Source organism: Cytobacillus sp. FSL R5-0377 (assembly GCF_038004385.1).
Lineage (GTDB): Bacteria > Bacillota > Bacilli > Bacillales > Cytobacillaceae > Cytobacillus.
Genome location: NZ_JBBORA010000001.1, coordinates 1190357 through 1207527 on the forward strand (window position 1 = coordinate 1190357; position 17171 = coordinate 1207527).

16 protein-coding genes are annotated in these 17171 nt (G+C 41.6%); 8 read left to right on the forward strand and 8 right to left on the reverse strand.

Annotated features, from left to right (window positions below):
* Window positions 1-116: 116 nt before the first annotated feature.
* Window positions 117-680, forward strand: a complete 564-nt coding sequence (locus NSQ49_RS05935) for a DUF2777 domain-containing protein (RefSeq protein WP_159866175.1) — start codon at window positions 117-119, stop codon at window positions 678-680.
* Window positions 681-906: 226 nt separating this feature from the next.
* Here the strand turns inward: NSQ49_RS05935 and NSQ49_RS05940 are convergent, their stop codons facing one another.
* From NSQ49_RS05940 to NSQ49_RS05955, 4 genes are all read right to left on the reverse strand, one after another.
* Window positions 907-1263 (reverse strand): YisL family protein, encoded by a 357-nt coding sequence (locus NSQ49_RS05940; protein ID WP_159866172.1) that lies wholly within the window; start codon window positions 1261-1263, stop codon window positions 907-909.
* Window positions 1264-1446: 183 nt separating this feature from the next.
* The gene (locus NSQ49_RS05945; protein WP_251284016.1) at window positions 1447-2355 is read right to left on the reverse strand and encodes a fumarylacetoacetate hydrolase family protein; all 909 of its coding nucleotides are present in this window, start codon (window positions 2353-2355) and stop codon (window positions 1447-1449) included.
* 66 nt (window positions 2356-2421) lie between these two features.
* Window positions 2422-3609: a DUF418 domain-containing protein gene (locus NSQ49_RS05950; RefSeq protein WP_251284017.1), complete on the reverse strand. Its 1188-nt coding sequence runs from the start codon at window positions 3607-3609 to the stop codon at window positions 2422-2424.
* A 152-nt stretch (window positions 3610-3761) separates the two neighbouring features.
* Complete coding sequence (locus tag NSQ49_RS05955) at window positions 3762-5354, reverse strand: long-chain-fatty-acid--CoA ligase (RefSeq protein ID WP_159866163.1); 1593 nt, start codon at window positions 5352-5354, stop codon at window positions 3762-3764.
* Window positions 5355-5563: 209 nt separating this feature from the next.
* Between NSQ49_RS05955 and NSQ49_RS05960 the strand changes: the two genes are divergently transcribed.
* Genes NSQ49_RS05960 through NSQ49_RS05985 form a run of 6 tightly spaced genes read left to right on the forward strand, consistent with a single transcriptional unit; the run spans window position 5564 to window position 7500 of the window.
* Window positions 5564-5785 carry a spore germination protein gene (locus tag NSQ49_RS05960; protein ID WP_159866160.1) on the forward strand — a complete coding sequence of 74 codons (222 nt, stop codon included), beginning with the start codon at window positions 5564-5566 and terminating at the stop codon, window positions 5783-5785.
* 14 nt (window positions 5786-5799) lie between these two features.
* Window positions 5800-6039 carry a spore germination protein GerPB gene (locus NSQ49_RS05965; RefSeq protein WP_159866158.1) on the forward strand — a complete coding sequence of 80 codons (240 nt, stop codon included), beginning with the start codon at window positions 5800-5802 and terminating at the stop codon, window positions 6037-6039.
* A 24-nt stretch (window positions 6040-6063) separates the two neighbouring features.
* Window positions 6064-6678 (forward strand): spore germination protein GerPC, encoded by a 615-nt coding sequence (gene gerPC / locus NSQ49_RS05970; RefSeq protein WP_311315929.1) that lies wholly within the window; start codon window positions 6064-6066, stop codon window positions 6676-6678.
* On the forward strand, window positions 6675-6851 hold the full coding sequence (locus tag NSQ49_RS05975; RefSeq protein WP_251284018.1) for a spore gernimation protein GerPD: 177 nt from the start codon (window positions 6675-6677) through the stop codon (window positions 6849-6851). The genes gerPC and NSQ49_RS05975 overlap by 4 nt, the downstream gene beginning before the upstream one ends.
* A 7-nt stretch (window positions 6852-6858) precedes the next feature.
* Window positions 6859-7269, forward strand: a complete 411-nt coding sequence (locus tag NSQ49_RS05980) for a spore germination protein GerPE (protein WP_159866152.1) — start codon at window positions 6859-6861, stop codon at window positions 7267-7269.
* 12 nt (window positions 7270-7281) lie between these two features.
* Window positions 7282-7500, forward strand: a complete 219-nt coding sequence (locus NSQ49_RS05985) for a spore germination protein (protein ID WP_035327074.1) — start codon at window positions 7282-7284, stop codon at window positions 7498-7500.
* A gap of 34 nt (window positions 7501-7534) precedes the next feature.
* Here the strand turns inward: NSQ49_RS05985 and NSQ49_RS05990 are convergent, their stop codons facing one another.
* The 3 genes from NSQ49_RS05990 to addB form a co-directional block, all read right to left on the reverse strand.
* Complete coding sequence (locus NSQ49_RS05990; protein WP_159866150.1) at window positions 7535-7846, reverse strand: HNH endonuclease; 312 nt, start codon at window positions 7844-7846, stop codon at window positions 7535-7537.
* Window positions 7847-8010: 164 nt separating this feature from the next.
* Window positions 8011-11769, reverse strand: coding sequence for a helicase-exonuclease AddAB subunit AddA (gene addA / locus NSQ49_RS05995; RefSeq protein ID WP_251284019.1), 3759 nt, complete (start codon window positions 11767-11769; stop codon window positions 8011-8013).
* A complete protein-coding gene (addB, locus tag NSQ49_RS06000) occupies window positions 11747-15250 on the reverse strand; it encodes a helicase-exonuclease AddAB subunit AddB (protein WP_159866146.1) in 3504 nt (1167 codons plus the stop codon). Before addB ends, addA begins: the two co-directional genes overlap by 23 nt.
* Before the next feature lie 145 nt (window positions 15251-15395).
* On the opposite strand from addB, the gene NSQ49_RS06005 reads away from it, so the two are divergent.
* Entirely contained in the window at window positions 15396-16547 is a 1152-nt protein-coding gene (locus tag NSQ49_RS06005) for an MFS transporter (protein ID WP_159866144.1), read from the forward strand.
* A 42-nt stretch (window positions 16548-16589) separates the two neighbouring features.
* Here NSQ49_RS06005 and NSQ49_RS06010 read toward each other — a convergent pair whose 3' ends face one another.
* The gene (locus tag NSQ49_RS06010; protein WP_159866142.1) at window positions 16590-17129 is read right to left on the reverse strand and encodes a GNAT family N-acetyltransferase; all 540 of its coding nucleotides are present in this window, start codon (window positions 17127-17129) and stop codon (window positions 16590-16592) included.
* Window positions 17130-17171: the final 42 nt, after the last annotated feature.

Genomic DNA, 17171 nt, shown 5'->3' on the forward strand with positions numbered 1-17171 from the left:
TTCATGATGCTATTGTATGCTGGGCCTAGAAAAAAGTTAATTGTCCACATTCATGCGGTTATAAAAATCGCCAAAACTGTCTAAAAAGAAGTTGAGGAAGTTAATGGAGGTTTTATATGAATAGACAGCAGCGAACAAAGCTTATCGAATATCAATCCCGTGCTTTTACAGAAGGCACTGTAGAGTATATCAATGATCAATGGGTATTTTTTGACCATGAGACAGATGAAGCATCCATAATGGACGAATTCCTCCATCAGGAAATTGAAGTGTTCCGCTTTAAACGCTGGAAAAAGGGCATTTTATTCGAGGAGGGCAAGGTGGTCTTTGATGATGAAATATTCCACTTGAAGAACCAGGATTCAATTCGCATTAGAAAGCATCTGGTTTTTTCTCTCGAAAGATTATTGGAAGAAATGAATGATGATGCCTTTTACCAATTTGTAACCACTTTAAATTCCATGCAATTTTCGGTCTATGACTGCATTTATTGCTACAACCAGCTCGCATTTTTTAATGATAAAGACAGGAAAAGCGGTGTTAACTTCATCGTATTTGATAACCAGGATCATATATGCAATGTACAGCATCATTTCTGCTATTATGAAAAAATGAGTGACCGGTTTGAATTCACCTTAAACAGCGGAAAAAGAATGGTAATTGAAAAAATTTCTTCATAGAAAACGTAAACTTCAGAATCTTAGCTCATGAAGAAACAGCAGCCTCCCAATAAGGGCAGTGCTGCTGTTTTTTTTGAGCTGACTTTGCGTTTGAAGGTAATAAGGGCCTCCCTCAAAATCTCTGGCCATAGCTGGTTATAGTTTTAAATCACCTTAGATTGTTACGTCATAACTTGATAAATTAGAAAAAGCTGCCTTTTCGGAAGCCTTTTCTATATATCCATATTTACGTCATAAATGTTAATGGCAATTTAACAAAGCCTAAATATAATACCAGGATTAATGCAACAATAAACTGTCCCCACAGTATAGAAGTCTTTTTCCCTTTGACAGTGCGGATGATAATCATTTCAAACATAGCAATTACCCAAATGCCTACTAATGACTTCAGAACATAGAGAAGATCGATGCTGTTTAGGCTGCTTAAAATCCATACCCCTGTTCCAATGATTAGCAGATAAAATAATCTCAAAATCATTTGTACTACTTTTAAACCTTTTTGTTTGCCGCTTTTATGCAAAATAAGGGCAATAATAAATAAAACTAGTGCCAAAAACCATGTTGTAATATGGGCATGTATCATTCCAGTGCCTCCTAATGTAAAATTCGATATCATCATACCATATTGGCTTTGAAATTCCTAAAGTTATGATGCGAAAAAAGATTATACAAAGGCAACTTTATGAACTATTTATGGCAAGATGTGATATATCTCATTGACAAATTAATACTAAAAAGCCTGTGTATTTGTACACAGGCTACCTTCTTATTCCTCAATATAATTTTTCAGAGTTCCTATTTTTTCTACTGTAATTTCCACTTTATCTCCCGGCTTAAGAAAGCGCGGAGGTTTAAAGCCCTTGCCTACCCCGGCTGGAGTTCCAGTAGCGATAATGTCACCGGGCTCAAGTGTCATGCCCTTTGAGAGAACCGAAATGATTTCATCTATTGGAAAGATAAAGTTTTCAGTATTTGAGCTTTGTCTCAGCTCTCCGTTTACCCTTGTTTGAATGTCTAGCTTATTCGGGTTTTCAACAGCAGAGGCATGGACAATCCATGGACCCATCGGGCACGTTGCATCCAGGCTTTTGCCGATAAAAAATTGCTTATGGCGGGACTGGAGATCCCTTGCTGTCACATCATTAATAATCGTATAGCCAAAGATGTGTTCCAAAGCTTTTTCTTTTGGAATCGCCCGTCCCTTTTTTCCGATTACAACTGCCAGCTCCCCCTCGTAATCAAGCTCGGCAGTGACATTCTTGTGATTTAAAACAGTTGCATCAGGCCCTATTACTGTTGTTGGCGATTTCGTGAAAACCATTATGTGCTCGGGAATATCTTCTTTACTCCCCATCTCAATTGCGTGCTCTGCATAATTCTTGCCTACACAAAAGATATTCTTATCCGGACGCGGAATGGGTGCTGCCAGTGTAACGGAAGCAAGCGGGTAAAAGAGATCTTGCCTTTCAGGATTGCTGCTTAGCCAATCTGTTAAACTATGTACTTTAGAAATAAATTTATCTCCTAAAGCAATACATTCCTTCAGACTCCCAGGCAAGTCACTTTTGCCCTCCATTTTTTCTAATGCTTCTTTTAGCGGAACCACCTTTGTCCCAGTCTTGTCCAGCAAACCAGCTTTACACCCTTTGCTATCCTTAAAAGTAACAAATTTCAAACTAATCACCTCATTCTATTATTCACTTTTTTAGTATAATATAAATTTTCAGATTTTTGGACTATTTTAACCCTTTCTCTTCCAATTAGGGATTTTCAAATATGTAAAGCTCCTCCAGAGCCATTCGACTGGTCCATAATAATAGCGGGTGAGCCAGAAGCGGCTGATGATGACCTGAAAAACGAAGATGAACATAACTAACAGTGTTCCCCAAAATGCAGAGACCTTCCCATAAAAACCTAATCCATAGCTGTAAAAAATATAAGTTGAAATAATGGACTGAAAAAGATAATTCGAGAGCGACAGTTTCCCAACATATGAGAGCGGCAGCAGGAATCCAGGTCTTTGACTATTTTTCAGGATCACCGCTATCCCTAAAGCATAAGCAATTGCCAGCAGCGGTCCTCCAAATAAATCCTGCATGTAATCCAGTCCCAGGTTACTTTCCGTTATATAAGGCAGAAATTTGAACAATAAACCTGCCGCCAGCGAAACCAGCATAATTTTTATGAGAAATGCCCGGTTTTTTTCAGGCTCCTCAAGCCATTTCAGCTTGGCTGCTCCTCCTCCTATTAAGAATAAAGGAAGAATAGATGACAGCATGACAGGCAGTGAAGCAAGATTATTAACACCTGACCAATCCTGGATACGCTGTGCAGTAATCTCGGAAAAGCTTCCATTTTGATAGGCCTGTAAGGAAGCTAGCGCTGCTTCCTTGTCATAGATTGACAGCTCCTCAGGAGGAACAAACAAAACTGTTGCAAATAACAATAGGACAAAAAGCAGATTGGGTATAATATAAAGCAATATTCCCGTTAAAAGCATATTTTTTCCGGACATTTTTATAAATAATAAAAAGGTGAAGCCAAAGATCGCATAGTTTATTAAAATATCCCCATGCCATATAAGAGAAGCATGAATGATGCCTATAACCAGCAAAAGGGAAAATCTCCTTGCAGCCATTCCTCCAAAACCAAGACCTTTGGCCAGTACCCTCTCCCTTAGAATGACTAACCCATAACCGAACAGCATTGAAAATAACGGGTAAAAGCTTGCCTGCACAAAGATATCGATAAACGCATAAGTCCCTTTATCTGCCGGGCTATCCCACCATTCATAAGGATTAATGTACAGATATGGTGAATGGAAAGAAAGCATATTAACCAAAAATATCCCAAGAATGGAAAATCCTCTCATAATATCCAGTGAAATAATCCGATCCTTCTCCAGAACCGGGCTGACTTGCCTGTTCATAAAGCGCCTCCTTCTTTGTAAAAAAAGTCTAACCTTAATGATAGATTCCCAGGTTCTTCTTGTCCAGAAAAGAAATACTCCAGCGCATGTATCTAGGCGCTGGAGCTGGACAGTAATCAACCTTGTTAAGATTCTGAAGTCACGTCTTTAATTTAATTTACAAAACGGCCTGTTTTCCCTTTGGACTCCCAATAGTTGTTCCTAAGGTGGATTTTTTGAATTTTCCCTGAAGCCGTCTTCGGCAGCTCTTCGACAAAAGTCACTCCCGTTACAGCTTTAAAATGGGCAAGCTTCTCCCTGGTAAAACTGATAATCTCCTGCTCTGTCAGTGTTTTCCCATTTCGCAGAACTACAAAGGCATGGGGGGTTTCCCCCCATTTTTCATGAGGCACAGCTATAACAGCGGCTTCCAGTATGGAAGGATGTTCATATAAAGCCCCTTCTATTTCTATGGATGAGATGTTTTCTCCTCCACTGATAATGATATCCTTTTTACGGTCAACTATATCGATATTGCCATATTCATCGACATTTGCCATATCACCGGTATGAAGCCAGCCTTCCCTGATAGCTTCCATCGTTGCCTCTTCATTTTTCCAATAGCCCTTCATGACTCCGTTGCTTCGGACAACTACCTCACCGATTTCATTGCCATTATGAGCCACTTCTTCGCCATTTTCATTGATTACCTTGACCTCACATCCTATCATCTGATGTCCAGCCTTCGCTTTCATCCGGTACTGCTGGTTAAGCGGGAGTTCCTGAAGATGGGAACGAATCGTCGATACTGTGCTTAATGGAGATGATTCGGTCATGCCATATACCTGTATGAACTCCCATCCAAGCTCCTTTTCCACTCTTGTTACAAAGGCTGGCGGAGGCGCCGAACCAGCAATTACTACCCTGACATCCTGATCAACTGAAGGAGCAATTTGTTCATAATGCTGCATCAGCGAATTCAGTACAGTAGGGGCCATATGCATGATTGATACTTTATGCTCCTGAAGAGCCTCAAATATCTTTTCCGGTGTGGCTTTTCTTAAACATACCTGAGAAGCGCCATTTGCTGTGTAATAAAAAGGCGAACCCCATCCATTCACATGAAACATGGGCAGGACATGCAGCAATACATCCTGATCGCTTACTCTTAAATGATGCATTGTTGACAATGCATGCAGGTAATTATTGCGGTGGGTCAGCATGACACCTTTAGGGTTGCCAGTTGTTCCGCTTGTATATAAAAGGCTGCATACGTCATTTTCGTCGAGGGCTTCCCTTCGATATGGACTGCTGTCCTGGCTTTGGAGCCATGAATCATAATCGGTTTCTTTCAGATCTTCCTCTTTAGAATGCACGAAAATCTTTTCAACTGTTTTCAGCTGATCTTTAACAGGAAGGATGAGGTGGTAAAGTTCCTGATCTACGAATAAGATTTTGGATTCGCTGTGATTTAATATAAAGAGATAGTCTTCCGGATTCAGTCTGATATTAAGAGGGACCATTATTCCGCCCAGCTGAAAAACTCCATAAAACCCCTCCAGCATCTCAACTGAATTGGGTGCAAGGTAAGCAACCCTGTCCCCTTTTTGAATACCTGAAGCTCTTAATCCATGAGAAAGCTGGTTAACTCTAGTGTTCAATTCATCGTATGTAAAAGTGCGGTCATCTGCAATGATTGCTTTTTTATTGCCGTAAAGGGACACAGCACGATCTAAAAACTGCGAAAGTATTAATGGAACATTCATTTCACTGTCACCTCACTGAAAATTTTGTTAATTTTATATTTTCTATATTATCACAAAAATAAAAACAGTTTCACTCCAAATTTATCTGTTATATAACATTTTACTGGGCCCCAAATTACCGAACAACTGAGATAATATTGGGCTGATTAATCACATCCATCAATTAGGCACATACGATATACAAGAAATTATTTTAAAGGGTGTTATGTATGCCAGCTATTGTGGGAGTCGCACAGGTCATATCCATCGGGAGCAGTTCTGTCTTCAATATCGGGGACGTCTATAAAATCATGCCAGTTTCTAATGCCAAGACCTTTTCAGGTGCCGGATCGTTTAACACCGGGGATGGCCTGAATATTCACAATCACCGGAGCACAACAAACACTTATGATTGTGATGGTGTAGATCAGGGCAATTATTTCAATGCTTAAAAACGGGTGATACTATGAATTTTTATATACAGCAATCCATTCATATTAATTTCATAAAGATTGGCGGGATTTCAAATTCTTCTGTCATGCAGATTGGAAGTGCAGGCATTATTAAGCCGGCCTCCTATTTGTATAACACTGGCAACTTTACTGAGCCTGCACCTGAAGCGGAAGGTCCGGCGCCTGCGGGGCCAGCTGGGGCAAGTGCTTTTCCGGCGCCTGCTGTACCCCTTACAAGAGCGCAGAAACGATAAGCAATCTATTAATAAAGCGAGGTGGTGCGCTTGAACCAGCAATTAAATATCTACCTTCAGCAATTGCATGCTTTTGTGGAGTCACAGGAAAAACGTATACGGAGCCTGGAAGCCACTGTCAAAAAACTACAGGAAGAGACTGAATTTCTGAGAAGCCGCCCGCCGATGCAAGTGGATCGGATTGAATACAAATTCGACCAGCTTAAAGTAGAGTCTCTTGAAGGCACGCTAAATATTGGCTTAAATCCTTCTGAGCTGCAAAACATTGAAGATTTTGCCGTAGATAACAAAAACATTAAAGCACCTGTTTCTCCTAAAACCCTGATGAAGAGATCGATGGAAGTTGAAGATGCCATTAATCAATATCTAGAACGGGAACTTCCGGAAATTACAGCTTCTGTTCAGAAGGAATTAAATGTAAATGTGGATGACTCATATATTGGATTTATAAAAGAAGATATTAAAAAGCAGCTGCCCAACCGGATTGATTTCTACCTTCAGCAGCAGGCTTCTAATCGCTCAGAGAAGGATGTTACTAACGAAGAGATAATAGAGATGATAAAAAAGGAAATTTACAATGGGGTCCATGCCTTTATCTCACATTTGCCGGAGAATATGAAAGGAATGAATAAAGAATGAATTATCAGGTATATAACAGAGATCTTTGTGTTGGCAGCATAAGAGTGCTGGGTGTATCCAGTTCATCTGTATTAATGGTGGGAGATACGCAAACGATACAGCTGGCATCCACTTTCGATACACCGCCTGAATCACTTCTGATAGGGCCATTTGTGCCTCTTACACCGGAGTAAGCAGCCTATGCTTCAAAGAACTTCGTCTGTTGATAGAATTAATATTGACACTATCGCCTTTTCTTCTGTATTTGAAATTGGGGACTCATGCTTTATAAAAGGATACTCCAGAGCTATTGCTGATCAGCGTGAAGTTGAGTATTTTAACGCAAAGGAAGGGAATTTTTCAGTCTATCCTGTTTTCAGGGAACCCATTCATTTGATTCCAATTGATGAAGACATAGCAATCCAGACAACACAGCTCAATCCAATCATCCGTGTTCAAAACATTAATATTAACGGGGTTTCCTCCTCATCTGTCATTCATATCGGCAACAGCGGAAATATATCAATGGAAGCCCGGGTCAAGCATATCCGCCAGATTACTTCCAAAAACAGCACTTCCCAATCAGAGCTTGAGGATGAAAATTTTTCATAAAGGATGTTTTACATGCCAGCTATAATCGGACCGGTACAAATCATTAATGTCAGCGGAGGGATTGTTCAATTCGGAGACTCCCTTTATATCTCTCCAAAAAACAATTCCAAATCAACAACCGGACAGGGTGCCGCTAACACAGGCGGCTTTGTCATCACAAATAATGGACTTAGTGCCAGTAACGTACTGGATACCAGTCTGGTTGACCAGCCAAATGTCGGCAATAACTAATGTAATTTCAGTAAGTCAGGACGATGGCACCCCGTTATCGTCCTTTTGATTTCCGTTCATTCGACTTTCTTGCTTTTGTCAGCTTAGATGAAGGCTGCTTCCTGATCCATTTCAAATATTTACGGATTTTATTATCCTGCTGCAATAACTCGATTGAATGCAGTCGAACAGCCAGCTCGGCATTCGTATATAAAGCATGAATCTGCTTATGACAGGGTATGCATAATTTAGCGGTCGGCAGAAAGGTCCCTCCCAACTCTTTCGGAGTTAAATGGTGGACTGTTACATCAGTTTCCTTCCTCAAGCATAATTCACAGGTTCCGGTTTCTTTGCGCTTTTTTCCCATTGTTAGCCTCCTTTATATTACAATACCCTTTACATTGAGGCGGCATAATCCTCGGGTGTTTGTTTACATCGGGACCCTTTTCGCGCATTTTCCGTCTGGTATCCGCAATAAATAACCCTCCTGCTAATACACAAAAGCCGGCAAGTCCCCTTGCCGGCTTATTTCTATATCTTTATTGTATGAGCTCCGTCAAAGAAAAACAGGTATCTTTCATTAACTTCCCTTTTTAAAATTTGTTCCAATGCTCTGGTGTACATGTCAATCTGAATTTTGTACCTGCCTTCGAGAACGGGTTTGGCTTCAGCAAAACCTCCCTTAAAGCGGCCTGTAATTCCATCTGTTTTATAATCCAGAAGCACCAGACCCTGCTCATCTTCAAATACGCAGTCCACAATCCCCTGAATAAGAACTGGTTCATCTTCCCCTTCCCAATCAGAATAGATATCCCGTGCCGGGAAAGATAAACTGAATGGGATTTCTCTTCGAACCAATTTCGCCTGAACAATTCTCTGTCCCAGTTTGGTCTCGAAAAACTGTGTAATCAGCTCCGGCTCAATGCTGGCACGCTGCTCTTCCGTAAGCAATTCACTGTGAACCATCTCATCCATTTTAGAGGATATAGCTTCCACTGTTGCTGGCCGGCTGAAATCAATATGCTGCATGACAGCGTGCATGGCAGTACCCCGTTCAGCTGGTGAAAGGGATTTTTCCTGCATAAATCGAGGCCTGCTGAGCATTGGTTTACTAATTTTACGGATTAACTCTGTGCCGCTGTCTTCTTCAGAAAAAATCTCCCGCTGCCGCTTCACTTCCGAAACAGACTGTTTAGATCGGGCGTGAGCCGCCTGCTTAAAGGAATATTTCCAGGAAAGCTGTTGTTCAACTTTATCTTTATAATCTGATTCAGCAGATACAGCTTTTCCTTCATAAACCAATTGCAGCAGATCTGTTTCGCCCTCTTTCTCTTCTCCTGAGAGAACAGCAGCTTCTTCACTTTTTATTATGGATATATTCCAGCATGATGGGTGTTCAAGTATGTCACCCGGAACAAGAGGATGCACCGGCATTTCCCCTCTTAATGCCTCACAATCCCGATGCCGGACAAGAGATGGGCCAATCCAGTCCAGGTAGCTGTTTGCAGAAGCCCTGTCATACTCATTCAGGAGCCAGTCTTTATGCTCTGAAGCCTGCAGCCACTTATTCAATTTTTTATCTGCACTTTTAACAGACGAAACCAGATATAGCTTTTCCTTCGCCCTCGTTAAAGCAACATATAGAACCCGCATTTCCTCTGCCAGCATTTCCATTTTCTTTTTTCGTTTAAATGCAATCTGCGGCAAAGAGGGATATGAAATTCGTTTCTCGGCATTGACATATTTTGCTGCGAACCCGAATTCCTTATCAAGCATATATGGCTTTTTCAGATCCATTGTATTAAAGCTGCGGGCAAGCCCTGCAATAAAAACAAAAGGAAATTCCAAACCTTTACTGCTGTGGATCGTCATAAGGCGGACCACATCTTCCTGCTCACCCAAAGCGCGGGCAGCACCTAGATCATCGCCTCTGTCACGCATTCGTTCAATAAATCTTAAGAAGCGGAATAATCCTCTGAATGATGTTGCTTCATATTGTCTGGCTCTGTCATACAATGCACGAAGGTTTGCCTGCCTCTGTTTTCCGCCCGGCATGCCGCCGACAAAATCATAAAATCGGGTTTCTCTATACAGATGCCAAATCAGTTCGGAAAGGGAACCCTGACGCGCCATTATACGCCATTCTTCAAGAATATCAAAAAATGGCCGGACTTTTTCATATAGTTCTCCCATTTCAAGGGTTGGGTGATTCCGGCAAAAAGAAGTTAATGCTTCATAAAACGAACCCCTTTTATTATGGATTCTGATTTGTGCAAGCTCTTCTTCGGTCAGCCCCAAAATAGGAGATCTAAGAACCGATGCCAGCGGAATATCCTGATACGGATTATCTATTACTTTTAAAAGTGACATCACAATCGCTACTTCTGTTGCTTCAAAATAACCGCTGGAAAGATTGGCATAGACCGGGATTCCCTGCTGTTTGAATTCCTCCATAATCTGCGGAGCCCATGTCATGGACCGAAGCAGTATAACAATGTCTCTGTATCTGGCGGGACGTCCAGATTGGGTCTTTGTGTTGAATACTTCTTTTCGATTTTTAATGATTTCTTTTATTTTCGATGCCATATATCTGGCCTCTAGCTGTGACTGGGCTAAATCTTCACTGTCAAAACCCTCAACCATGGATTCAGAGTCTGGTTCACTCTTCTCATTTCCTTCAAGGTCAATAATAGCAAGCTCAACAGGCTGCTCCTGATCCTCTGAATAGGGAGCTCCTTTAACTAGTTCAGCTGACAGGTCATATTCTATTTCACCAACAGCCGTCCCCATAATCTGCTTAAAAATATAGTTGGTTCCATGCAGAACTTCTTTTCGGCTTCTGAAATTCCTCGCCAGATCTATTCTAAGCCCTGCTTTTTCACCGTCCCTGTCAAACCTGGTATACTTGCCCAGAAACAGATTAGGCTCTGCCAGACGGAAACGGTAGATCGACTGCTTAACATCGCCTACCATGAATAAATTCCCGTTCTCTTCTGAGTCTGCCGTCACCAGCTGCAAAATAGCTTCCTGAACCATGTTGGTATCCTGATATTCATCAACCAGAACTTCCTTAAACTGATTTCTGCAGACAAGAGCAGCTTCTGAAGGCATAAGCCTTCCCTCCTCATCCTGTGAAGAAAGGATTTCAAGGCAATAATGTTCTAGATCAGCAAAGTCAACAAGCCCTTTTTCAGTTTTAACCTGTTCAAAACGAAGAGAAAATGCTCTAACTAACGAAACAAGCTCATCGATATGCGGCTTCATTTCCGCCATATCACGCATGAAGCTCTCCTGTTTACGGAAAAATAGTTCTTCCTGCAGGCTGGTTATGATTTTCTTGGCCTGATCCCTGAGTTTTTTTGCCTTTTCGACCAGTCCTTCATCATATTCATCGCCCTTACACGTTTTGGCTCTGCCAAAAGACCATGATTGCATCGCCTCATACAGCATCGTCCAAGAACTGTTCTTCGCTTCAATAAGTGTATTTACAACGTGCAGATCTGCGATAAAGTTCTCAGCTCTCGGAGCCGGCCCCCCTGGAAGCTTTGTCAGCTCTAGCCCATATTCAAGCAGCTGTTTGGCTCCTTTCAGCTGAAGATCAATATCCTCCAAAAGCGAGCGGACAAATGGCAGCTGCTCAAGGCTGCTGACACCGTCCACATTATACATCTCTGCAATTGAATCAAGATACTGGTCTGGTGAAGGGTTGGAACGGGCAAAATCGTATAAGTCCCTTATTATATCTTGTAGGGCAGTGTCACTTCTATCGTTTGTAAAAGTGTCGACAAGCGCAAAGAATCCTTCATTTCCCTCTTTGCCGTATTCCTCCTCAAAAAGCTCTTCGAGGACTTCATCCCTCAATAGCTGTGCTTCTGTTTCATCGGCGATCCGAAACCCCGGATCAATATCGGTCATGTAATAATATTTGCGGATCATTTCTAAACAAAATGAGTGTAAAGTCGAGATGGATGCTCTGTTTATTAAGCTTACCTGTTTTCTGAGGTGAGCAGACCTCGGATTAACATTAATAGCTTTTTCAAGAGCTTCACCAATTCTGTGCCTCATTTCTGCTGCCGAGGCGTTTGTGAAGGTAACAACCAGCAGTTCATCGACATTAATAGGGTCTTCATCTGCAATAATCTTATTGATAATCCTTTCAACTAAAACAGCCGTTTTCCCTGATCCGGCCGCTGCAGCCACCAGGATATCCTGGCCCTTGGCCATAATTGCTTTCCATTGGTCATCAGTCCAGGTTGCATCTTCCGGCTTAGGCGGTATCGCCATTCTCATCGCCCTCCACCTCCTTCTTGATGATTTCTATCATGTCTTCTTTTGGCTTAGGAGTAAATAATCTGTAATCATTGGTTTCAAGAGATTCGTCAAATTGGCACACAGATTTATAGGCACAAAATGTACAAGGAGTTTTTTCCTTCATTTTATATGGGGCAATCTCCACATTGCCCTCTGTAATCTTGTTGCCTGTATTTCTATACATCTTTCTAACATAGCTGCGCAAATAATCAAACTCCTGCTTGCTTGCAACTTTAGAGCGCTTTGAAAGGGTGCCATCCTTTTTGAAGCCAGCTGAGATAATGGATGAGTCGCCTGTTTCAAGAGTCTGATCCATTAACCTGATAACATTTTCATCTCCAAGAAGCAGGCCATTCATTTTGAATTTCTTATAAAGTTCCTGCTCGATATCCTCCAGTGTCAGCATTTTTGAAGTACTTACAATTGGATTATGGACATGGAAGTAAAGAACTCCTGCCGGATCTGCTTTTGTTCCGATTAAAGAGCTCGAATGAGCAATTATGATGTCCAGATATGTCAGCATCTGCAGGGCAATGCCATAGTAAACCTCACTTACATTCAGATCTTTAGAACTGGATTTATAGTCAATTACCCGTAAAAATGTCCCGTTCGCATCCTGGGCTTTGTCTACTCTGTCAATTCTGCCGACAAGTTCCATTTTAGCCCCGTTCTTAAGAGGAAAAGCAAGCGAAGGAAGCTCTCCTTTTGGACCAAATCCCAATTCAAGTCCTACTGGCGAAAATCCGCTTGATTTTGCATGCTCGCTGATAACATAGGAAGCCCGGCTGATAATTTGCTCAAGCTTTCTCTTAATATAATGATGCCTGTTCGAGCTTAAGAGGATTTCATTTTGAAGTTTAGGTGCAAGCATTTCAACTGCTTCTTTTGCAAGAATCTCACACTGCTCCCTTGTCATATCTGTCCATGAAAGTTTCTGAGTCATTACTGTTTCTGCAATAAATTTTAAAGCAGCATGGAAAAGATCCCCGATATCCGGTGCTTCAAGCCGGTATACCTGTCTTTCCCGCAGCCTTAGTCCATGCTGTGCAAAATGGGAGAATGGACAGCTATGGAATAATTCCATTCTGGAAACACTCGCCTGAATATGATCGCCATACAATTCTTTACTGACTTCTCCGCCTAGCTGAAGTGTCCTGTTTTCATAATTCAGGCTGGAAAGCACCTTTAATGCAGGCCTTCTCCACTGCTCGTTTTTTAGATAAAAGTTATAAACATCCCACCAAAGGTCATAAATTGGATAACTGCGCTTTTTTAACTGGAGCTGAGAAGTCAAATACGATAATGCTGTATTAAGGTTATCAGCATATTCCAGCTGCTCCGTTTCCGGGAGCTCTGCCGGATCCGTCATAAAGGAATGGTGCCTGCAATCAGGAAATAAATCTCCCAATCTCTTAATATAAGGTGAAGGCATAAGTGCTTTCCCTTCTTCATTTGCCAGTGGATAGCTGATAAAAAGTTTTTCTGATGGAGTAACAAATGCTTTATAGGCTATAAAATCCTCATCAAGAAGTCGTGTACGGCTTCCTGGCGCCAGCTTCATACCGCTCGTGTTAAGTATCTCCCTGTCGTCATCCGCCAGCACACCGTCCTCTGCGAATTTGCCAGGCAGTACCCCTTCATTCAGTCCAATGACAAAGGCAGCTTTAATATCGGTTAGCCTTGACCTTTCCAAATCCGCCGCCATAACCTGGTCGATTGCAGGCGGAACAAGAGTAAAGCGAAGCGACTCCAGTCCGGCATCGAGTATGGAAGCAAATCGCTTAAGCGTCACTTCTTCGTCACCAAGCATTTCTACATATTGATCCAATAGCTCCATAATGGAATTCCACGCTTGTCCATGTTCCCTGGACTTTACAAGGTTCCCTTTCTCCTCCTGGACAGTTTTCCACTTTTCAATCTTCACAGGTACATCCAATTCTTCCATGTATAAAAATAATGCTTCACAAAGGCCACGGCCATCAAGAGCCTTTCTTAATCGCCTATGCAGCCTTAATATTGGGCCTGTAATCATTTCGCGCAGATCATTTAACTCATCTTCCACTTTTTTCTCGGCATCAGTCTGGGCAACTGCTTCAAACTCCAGCCCCCTGATTCTTCTATAAGTCCACCTTTTCTTTTTCGTCCATTTATCGCCTTGAATTCCATATGCAAGAACATAGTTCTCAAGTCTGTCCATTTGCTCACGAAGTTTTCCCGGGCTTATCCGGGATGGAAATATCAGCTCCGTTTTTACAGCTCTGAAAATCGGTTCATAGCGCCAATTCCCGTTGATTATTTCTAGTGTTGAACGAATTAACTCAACTAGGGGGTGATTCATCATGGTTCTTTTTTGGTCAATAAAAAATGGGATATCATAGTCCCGAAACACTGTTTCAATTATGTCATGATATTCATGCCCGTTTCTTGCCAGTACGGCAATATCACGATAGCGGTAGCCCTCTGTGCGAACAAGCTTATTTATTTTTCTGGCTAGACCTTCAATTTCGGCCCTCCTGTTGACAGCCTGTCCAATGTGTATGTCTGCTTCCCCTGAAAATGGCTCGGCAGGTCTGCTGTCAAAGTGTGCCTCAAGATGTTTAAGTGAAGGGATGCTCCATCTTTTTTGTTCTGATAGGAGTATTTCTTCCACATCCAGCATGTTGCGGGAAGTCATTTCTTTGATTGTCTGATAGTTTTCTCCCGGCATTCTGAACAAATGAAGCTCATCTGAAGCATCACTATGCGGCTGGTCAAGCGTTAAAGTGATTGTGACGTTTCTGCATTGCTTCATCATCTGTTCAACAATTGCATATTCCTGTGGTGTAAAGCTGTAAAAACCGTCTATATAAACCTCGGCATTTCTCAGGTACTCCGAATGAGAGGCTTTTTCTGCAAGCAATCGGAAATAATCCTCTGAATCTGTATATTTGCCAGAAAGGGATTCTTCGAATTTTTTATAAATTACCTCAAGATCATGCAGTTTATCCTGGAGTGCTTTATTTGCATTCCCGTATTCCGAGAGCTGATTTTGTCTTTCAGCCAGTTCATCGGGATTTACACAATAACGTTTGAATTCAGTCATTATTTGTTCAACTTGCTGAATAAAGCCATTTTTATCTGCAGCTCTTTGGAAAAGTTTAAGCTCATCCTTTTTGTCTTCAATGATTTTGCGGATTAGCATATTTATGCCTACACTATTAAGATGGTATCTGCTCATGCCTCCTGTTTCCTGAAGAATTCTCCAGGCGAGCCGCGTGAAAGAGTATACCTGGCTGCGGATCATTCCGCCAAGGCCGGGTGTTGTAATTAATTTATATTCTGAAAGGAACGTCATTTGTTCCGGCACTAAATAAATGATTGGATCTCCATCCGGATTAAACCGCAGTTCATCTCGGATTTCGTTCAGGCAGTATTCCGTTTTCCCGCTTCCGGAACGGCCTATCAATAAACGTACGGTCATATTTTTCCTCCTAAAAAAGCTCTCTTACTTTCATATTTTATCATATAAGCTGTTCAATTTTTTGAATGGAGTTTTTCGAAATACTGGAAGTGACAACTTTCTGCTATTGTGGTCAGTGCATAAAATATAGCGGCAGGTGATATGGATGAACTCAAAATCGGTCTTGATTGCAACTTCAGTCATTTTGACAGTTACAGGTATTTTTGTCGCCAGTAATATTTATACACTGATTCCTATTTACGGAGAAATTGCAGATTCATATAAAGTAAATGAAAATCATATTGTCGCAGGGGGAAGCCTTTTTGCCATTTTTTATGCTGCCGGCCTGTTATTTTTCGGACCTGCTTCCGATACATTTGGCAGACGCAGAGTTATTATTGCAGGTTTGCTTGCTTCTGCTATATCTACCTATGCCGTCGGGCTTTCTCCTAATCCAGAAGCGCTCTATATTACCAGGTCGATTCAGGGAGTGACCCTTGGCAGTTTTGCCCCTGTTGCCTTTGCTTACTCTTTTGACCTTTTTCAGCCAAGGAGCCGTACGCTTCTGCTGGTTTTCATCAACACAGGGTTTCTTGCTGCAGGCATACTTGGGCAGCTGATCAGTTCGGCAATTACTTTTTATTATAAATGGAACTATGCTTTTTATTTTTTTGCTGTTTGCTATTTCATCCTTTTCCTTGTCTCGTATAAAATACTTCCGCCTGCTTCCCGTCCATTTAATAAGGAGACTTCCACTTTTGCTGTTATGAAAAAACTAATAAGACAGGGACGCCTGCTCAAATGCTACGCTATTACCTTTACTCTTCTGTTTTCCTTCGCAGCTTTCTATGATGCAATGGGCAGAAATTTCATGGGAACGATGGAGGATTTATTCACAATAAGGGCAGTGGGTTTGATTGGGGCACTCTTGTCACTCTTTACAGGAAAATTAATTGAACGGATTGGGGCTTACTCCACATTGAAGCTTGGTATATTTTTGGGGACAGTCAGCATTATTAAAATGTTTTTCTTCAGCAGCACAAATGCCCTGATGGCTATTTCCATCCTGTTTGTTGCATCCATATCCCTTCTTGTTCCCACAGTTATCACATTGATTGGCATGCTTGCAGGGGCGTACCGTGCAAAAGCTCTATCTCTCTATTCTTTTATACTATTGACTGGTGCAAGCCTTGCACCTCCAGCGGCGATGTTTCTTAAATTTCATCATATATTGTTTTTGCTTCTTGCATTCTTCCTTCTAAATTTTGCTCTTTGTTATTTTTTATCAAAAGAAACAGCTTTTGATCTTCAATCATAATAATAGGCTGAGCGCGGAGCCATATCCCATATCCGCGCTTTTTCACGTTTTCCATTCCTTTCTGAGAAGACCGTATAGATACATATCATGCCGTTTTCCATCTCTTTCAAGAAATTCCCTGTAACAGCCTTCTCTCTGAAATCCAAGACTTTCATAAAGTGTCCTGGCTCTAGTATTATACGAAAATACTGTCAGCTGCAGTCTATGCAGATTCAGTTCCCTGAAAGCATAGCGCATCAGGCATTGCATAGCTTCTTTTCCATACCCTTTTCCCCATTTGGTTCCATCTGGAATGGCTATGGTAAGCCAGCCTGTTCTGTGCGGCCATAAAATACCGTTTAATTCTGCGTAGCCGATCAATTCATTTGCCTCTTTTAACCTGAGCGAAAACCTGAAGGTATCCTTGGGGCATTCATCAAGCCACTTCTTAATTTCTGTTTCCCGTTTAGGTTTGACTGGAAGAGCATCCAGATTTCTCATGGTTTTTTCGTCCGAATGCCACTCGATTATCTTTTGGATATCTTCGTCAATAAATGTCCCTAAAATAATATTGTCCCCTGATAATATCGTATTGCTTAACACTTGTATCACTCCCTGGAAAATTATTAGGAGAAGGAGTATATG